Source organism: Hymenobacter agri (genome assembly GCF_054778495.1).
On sequence record NZ_BAAGZM010000240.1, the window covers coordinates 1 to 6,084 of the forward strand.

Below are 6,084 nucleotides of genomic sequence, written 5' to 3' on the forward strand. Positions count from 1 at the left end.
ACTGGCAGCAGCAGCGTAGCCGTGCCATGGGCCGGGTTGGGGAACACCGAGGCCAGCTGCGCTAGGGCGGCCGGCGCCGCGGCCAGAGCCTGGCTCTGCTTGCTGAATACCACGGCGTAGCGACCACCGGCGGCGCCGTTGGCGGCCAGGCTCAGCGCCACGCTGGGCGTTTGGGCCAGGTTGGTATAGGTGCCGGTGAGCGCATCGCGCAGGTAAGCGAAGTAGCCGGCCGGCAGGTTGGACAGGTTGTCGACCACCAAGTTGTAGGTGCCGGCCGTGGCCGCCGCCACACGCAGGGGCACCACTACATCGGCACCGGTGAGTTCCGGCAGGCCGTTGATGGCCAGCGCTTCGTTGCCGGCCTCGGTGGCCAGCGTGAGGCCATTGGAGCTGGCTAAGTAGCCGGCATCAAACGCGGCGTCGAATGCGGGCGTGGCACCCTGTTGGGTGTAGATGGCGGTTTGCAGGCGGCGGCTGGCACCTTGTAGGGCCAGCGTGAGCTGGGGCCGGTTGTCGGCCGTGGTGCGCTGGAAGGACGTGGCGTCAAAGGTCGTAATCCGCTCGCTGTTGGTGAAGGTCATGCTGCCGCTGGTGCCGGCGGCCGTGGTCCGCACGAAGAAGCCCTGGCCCAGCGGCACTACGTTGGTGCCGCCGTTCACGGGAATGTTGTTCACGTAGCTGGCGTACGAGCCCGCGTACTGGCCACTGCTCTTGAACACGTACAGCGCGTTGTCGACACCGCTCAGGCGGCTGTTGCTCACCATCAGGTTCCAGTCGAGGGGCGAGGGGAAGGGGTTGCCGCGCAGGTGGTAGCCGCTGGTGGTTTGGGTGCCGCGCGTGAGGCCGCCGGCCACAATGGGCGTGGCACCGTCGTTGGGCGTGCCCACAAAATCAACCAGCTCCGACCCGCTGATATTCACTGTGTAGCCACGGCTCACCTCCAGCGCATCGCCCAGGGTGGAGGGCGAAACGTAGCCCTTGTCGAAGTCGATATTGCCGGCGCTGCCGCTGGTGTTCACGCGGGTTTCGTCGTAGCTGAACACGGTGGGGAAGGGCGTTACGCTGCTGCCTACGGTATTGTAGTTCGGGTTCACCACGGGCGTGTAGGTGCTCGTGCTCAGGTCGCCCACGGTCGAGTTGGCCACCGGCGACGAGTAGTGGCGGTAGCCAGGGCCGGCATTCAGGCTGGAGTCGATGTAGCGCTGCACAGTTACGTTGCCGGTGATGGTGCGCCCATTCGACACGAGGTAGGCCGTGCCCGCAGCGCTCGACAGTAGCGTCAGCGTCTGGCCCGTCGTAACCAGGCTATTGTTCAGCACCAGGCCGCGGCGCACCGAAACCGGACCCGCAATGGTGGTGGTGCCGGCCGCGCTGGTGCTCAGGTTCGGGAACACCGTCAGCGTGCCGCCAATGGTTTGGGCGGCACCTACCAGGGCCACCCGGCCCGTACCCGTCCCGCTGAAGGCGACGGTGGCCGAGTTGTTGGTGAAGTTGCCGCTCATGTTCAGCGAGCTGCCATCGGCCAGCGTGAGCACGGCGCCGGTATTCAGCGTCACGGCGTTGGCCAGCTGCGTGCCGCTCACCACCGGGTCGTTGGCCACGTCCGGAATGGTTACGTTGTCGGTGGCAGTGGGCACCTGGGCGGGGCTCCAGTTGCCAGCCGTGCCCCAGTCGGTGCTCACGGCGCCGGTCCAGGTCAGGCCCGCCGCGATAACCGGGCCGGGCGTGAGGAAGGCCGCCAAACCGGTCAGGTTGGTGCCGCTGCCGATGCGCCCTATCGAGGTCGCCGCGCCCGATGCCAGGTCGATGGTGTAGAGGTTATCGGTGTTTAAGCCCGAGCCGGAGGCGGCCAGGAAAGCCGAGTTGACGGGCGAGGCGGGGTTGCTCAGGTCTGCGTAAATATCAAAATCAGCCCCCTGTGCGGAGTTCAGTACCACATTCAGCGTGCCTTGGTCCACATAGGTGCCGGCGTTGGCGTTGGTGGAGCGCACCAGCACGCTGCGGGCCTGGTCGATGCCGTAGAGCGTGGTGCCGGTGTTGGCGTTGTTGTCGCTATTGGTGTAAGCCACCCCGGTCAGTACGGGCGTACCACTGGGGTTGCTCAGGTTGGTGTCGATGGTCACGGCGCCGGTGATGGGGCTCACGCGCAGGTTGGCCTGGTTCGTGCCCGACACCACCCGGATTAGGTTCACCGTGGGGTTGAAGTCGAAACCGATATTGGCGGCCGTGGTGCCCAGGTTGTAGGCATTGAGGCTTCCTACGGCCGTTAGCGCGCCGGTGCCGATGTTCAGGGTGTAGAGCTGGCCCTGCTGGGTGCTGGCGTTATAGCCCAGCGCAAACAGCTCGCCCGTGGCGGGGCTGAAATCCGTGCCCGCCAGCACCTGCGAGCCGTCGGCCGGCAGGCCCGTGATGTTCACCGCCGTACGAATTACCGTGGGGTTACCCGAATCGAAGGATACGAGGTTGCCACCCGCCACGCCGTAGAGCAGGCGGCCCGTGAGGGCGGCCGAAGCATTAGCCCCCGTCAGGCTGGCCGACACGTCGCGCACAGCTACCCCCAGGCCAATGGCCCCAACCTGCGTAGCCTGGCCCGAAGCCAGGCTCAGCGTATACAACGAGCTATAAGTAGCTGTGGTCGTGCTGGCATCCGCATTCGACACGATAAACGCCCGATTGGTTTGCGCATTGGCGTCAAAGAAAATATCCAGGTCGTTGACGGCGCCGGCCGTGGGCAGCGTGGCATTGGAACTCACGGCCGTGAGCTGCCCCTGGTTGGGGTTGCTCTGAATGTAGAGGCGGTTCAGGTTTTCCTCCAGGTCGTAGAGCGTGGTGCTGGTGCTGCCGGGGTAGGAGTTGGTGTAGGCTACGGCTCCCACGCTGGGCGTGCCCGGCGTGCTGTCCACGAAGTTGAGCACGCCGTCGGTAGTGGGCGTACCCGCGGCGTTGTTGGGATTGATGCGGTAGTTGTTGCGGTTGCGGCCCGTCACCCGAATGCGGTCTACCGTGGGGTTGAAGTCGAAGCCGATGCCATTGAGGTCCGTGCCCAACTCCAGGCGCACGGCAGCGGCCAGGGGCGTGGCCACGCCCGTCGCCGGGTCGATGACGTAAAACTGGGCGTTGGCCCCGGCCGTGGTGGGGTCGTAGCCCATGGCAATCAGCTGCCCAGTATTGGGGCGGAAGTCAGTGCCCACCAAGGTTTGGCCGGCCGTCACGCCGGTTAGCGCTACCGCCGAGTTGATGTACTGCGGCGTGCCCGAGTAAAAGCTCACCAGGGTATTGTTGGTGTTCAGCGCATACAGCAGCTGCCCGCTCACGGCCGGGGCCGTGCGGTCGATGCGAATAGCGATGTCGGTAATGCCCACACCCGTCCCATTAAAAGCTCCGGCGAGCGTGGTGGCGCCCGTGGCCAGGTTCAGGCGGTAGAAAAACGAGACGAAACTGCCGCCACTCACTTGGTTCACGCTCAGATACGACTGCTGGTCGTTGGGCCCGAAGGTATAAATGTCGAGGTCGGTGCTGGCCCCGGGCGCGTTGATGGGCGTAGCGTTGCCCCCGGCCGTGGGATTGATGGTTGCCACCGTGGCCAGCGTGCCCCCGTTCGGGTTATCGGAGCGCACGAGCAGGCTGCGCTGCTCATCGATGTAATACAATGCCGTGCTAGCCGTTCCGATAAAGGAATTGGTGTAGGCCGCCGTCCCGATAAAGGGGTTTTGCCCGGCGTTGGCATCGCCGGCTACGTAGGCCAGGATGCCATCCATCGCCGCCATCGTCCCGGTGATGGGGTTCAGGCGGTAGTTACTATCGTTGGTGCTGGCTACCCGAATGCGGTCTACCGTGGGGTTGAAATCGAACGCAATGCGTTCGGAGCTACCGCCCAGTTCCAGCCGAATCGCGCCGGAACCTACTGGCGTAGCCACGGCGGTGCTTTGGTTAAGCACGTACAGCTGCGCGTTGTTGCCGGCCGTGCTGGCATCGTAGCCCAGCGCATACAACTCCCCGGTGGCCGGTCGGAAGTCGATGCCCACCAGCGTTTGTCCGGTCGCCACGCCCGTAATGGCCACGCGCGTCTGCGAGGTAGTCGGAGCAGCTAGGTTAACCGAGGTCAGGTCGGTGCCCGAAAGCCCGAAAATCGTTTGGGCCTGCGCGGCGGCCGGGGCCGCCAGCATCAGCGCAAAGCCTGCCGCAGTACCCAGTAGACGACGAAACCGCCGGCTTGCGGCCGGGGGCGAAAGTAGGGGTTTGGACATGAGGTAAGGAGTAAGGTTGGAACGATATGGAAATTGGCTGGGCCGGAGTGCCTGCCCATCATAGCCTTACGTTGCCCTTACTCGGTTTGGATTACCTCAATCGGCGTTTTAATTTCGAATTAATGTCCGGGTTGAACGATTTGCATCGAATTAGAAATCACCGGTTCCGCACGGCCCGCAGCATGGTGGCCAGCGTCGCGGCCGGGTAGGCCTTGCCACGCGAAATCACCGCATCGATGCGCTTAATGTTGCCAATGTCTTCGAGCGGGTTGGCGGTGAGCAGCAGCAGGTCGGCATCCTTGCCGGGGGCGATGGCGGCGGTGTGGTCGGCCACGCCCATGAACCTGGCCCCGTTGATGGTGGCTGTTTGCAAAGCCTGCAGCGGCGTGAGGCCCGCGTGCACCAGCAAAATCAATTCTTCCTGCAGCGACGCGCCCGGGTACACGAACGAGTTGAACGGGCCGCTGTCGGACCCCGCCAGCAGGCGCACGCCGGCCGCCTGCATGGGCGCAATCAGGCTCGAAAACCGGTTTTCGAGCTGGCGGCCCAGCGTCTGGGCATCGGCCGACTGCTGCCGGGCACTGGCCAGCCGCCGCTGGTAGGTAGCCTGAATTTTGGGGTCGATGTAGGCCAGCAGCGAGTCGCGGGCGTGGTCGTTGGTGGGCAGGCCGGCCAGCGTCTGGCCGATGAACAGGGTGGGCACGGCGGCCGTGTGCCGCTTGGCCATGAGCGCGAAAATGCGTCCTGCCGCCGCGGGCGAGTAGGTCGCATTCACGGCCGGCAGGGTGGCAAACAGGCCCCGCGGCCGGGCCGTGCCCTGGCTGGCGCGCACCAGCGCCGTCAGGCTGTCTTCCTTGCTCGAACAGGCCTTGAGCACGTAGTATAGGTGCTCAGTGGCATCGAGCCCGGCCCGGATGGATTCGGCCAGCGTGATGGTGTAGGGCATGTGGCCGGTGGTTTTTAGCCCGCGCCGCTGGGCTTGCCGAATGGTTTCAAGGTAGGCCCCCCCCGAAATCTTGCTGTCGTAAATCTTCACGTAGTCCACCTTCAGCCGCTGCAGCGAGTCGAGCGCCTGGCGAATCTGGGCTGGCGTCTCTACTTCGAGCGAGCCGGGCCAGGTGGCACCGGGGCCGTCAATTTTCGGCCCCGAGGTGAAGATGCGCGGGCCGGCCAGCCGACCGGCCTCCATCGCGCGCCGCCACTCAAAAATGCGCGGCGTGAGGTCACCGCCGCAGTCGCGCACCGTCGTGATGCCGTGGGCCAGGTACAGCGTCAGGCTTTTCTTGTTGGCTTCGGCCAGGCTGTCGCCGCCCCGGAAGTGCACGTGCATGTCCCACAGCCCCGGCATGAGGTAGCGGCCGTTGCCGTTCACGTACTGCCTGGCGGCGTAGCTGTCCTTGTCGGCGGCCTGCACCTGCACAATCCTGCCCTTGGCAATGGCCACCACCTGGTTGGGCGTGAGGCGGCCCGTGCGCACATCCACGAGCGTTACGTGGTTGATAACCACGTCGAAAATTTCCAGCCGGGTAGGCCGGGGCTGGCGCGCGCAGGTGGCGAGCAGCAGGGCCGGGCTCAGGGCCAGCAGCAGGCGGAGTAGTCTCATGGGGCGGGGTGGCAGGGGCGGGCCTGCCAATAACGGCACTGCCGGGCAATTCGATTCTTTGGCGCGGGGTTGCCCGCTCGTTCCGGCAACCGGCTGAGCCGGCGGCCTCGCATTTTTGCCAGACCTTTGCCGCGTCATGCCCTACCCTTCGTTTCTCGCCTTGCCGGCCCTGCTGGGCGGCCGCCTGCTGCAAGCCCCTGCCGATACCACCGCCGAGGTGCGCCACCTGCTCCT

Annotated in this window: 2 protein-coding genes; both read right to left on the reverse strand. The window is 65.4% G+C overall.

The window, feature by feature from the left end; all coding sequences use genetic code 11:
- Positions 1–4,247, reverse strand: a 4,247-nt coding sequence (locus ACYVDE_RS12675) for a DUF4394 domain-containing protein (RefSeq protein WP_460501912.1), incomplete at its 3' end; no start/stop codon positions are given.
- A 157-nt stretch (positions 4,248–4,404) separates the two neighbouring features.
- On the reverse strand, positions 4,405–5,850 hold the full coding sequence (locus ACYVDE_RS12680) for an amidohydrolase family protein (protein ID WP_460501913.1): 1,446 nt from the start codon (positions 5,848–5,850) through the stop codon (positions 4,405–4,407).
- Positions 5,851–6,084 lie beyond the last annotated feature (234 nt).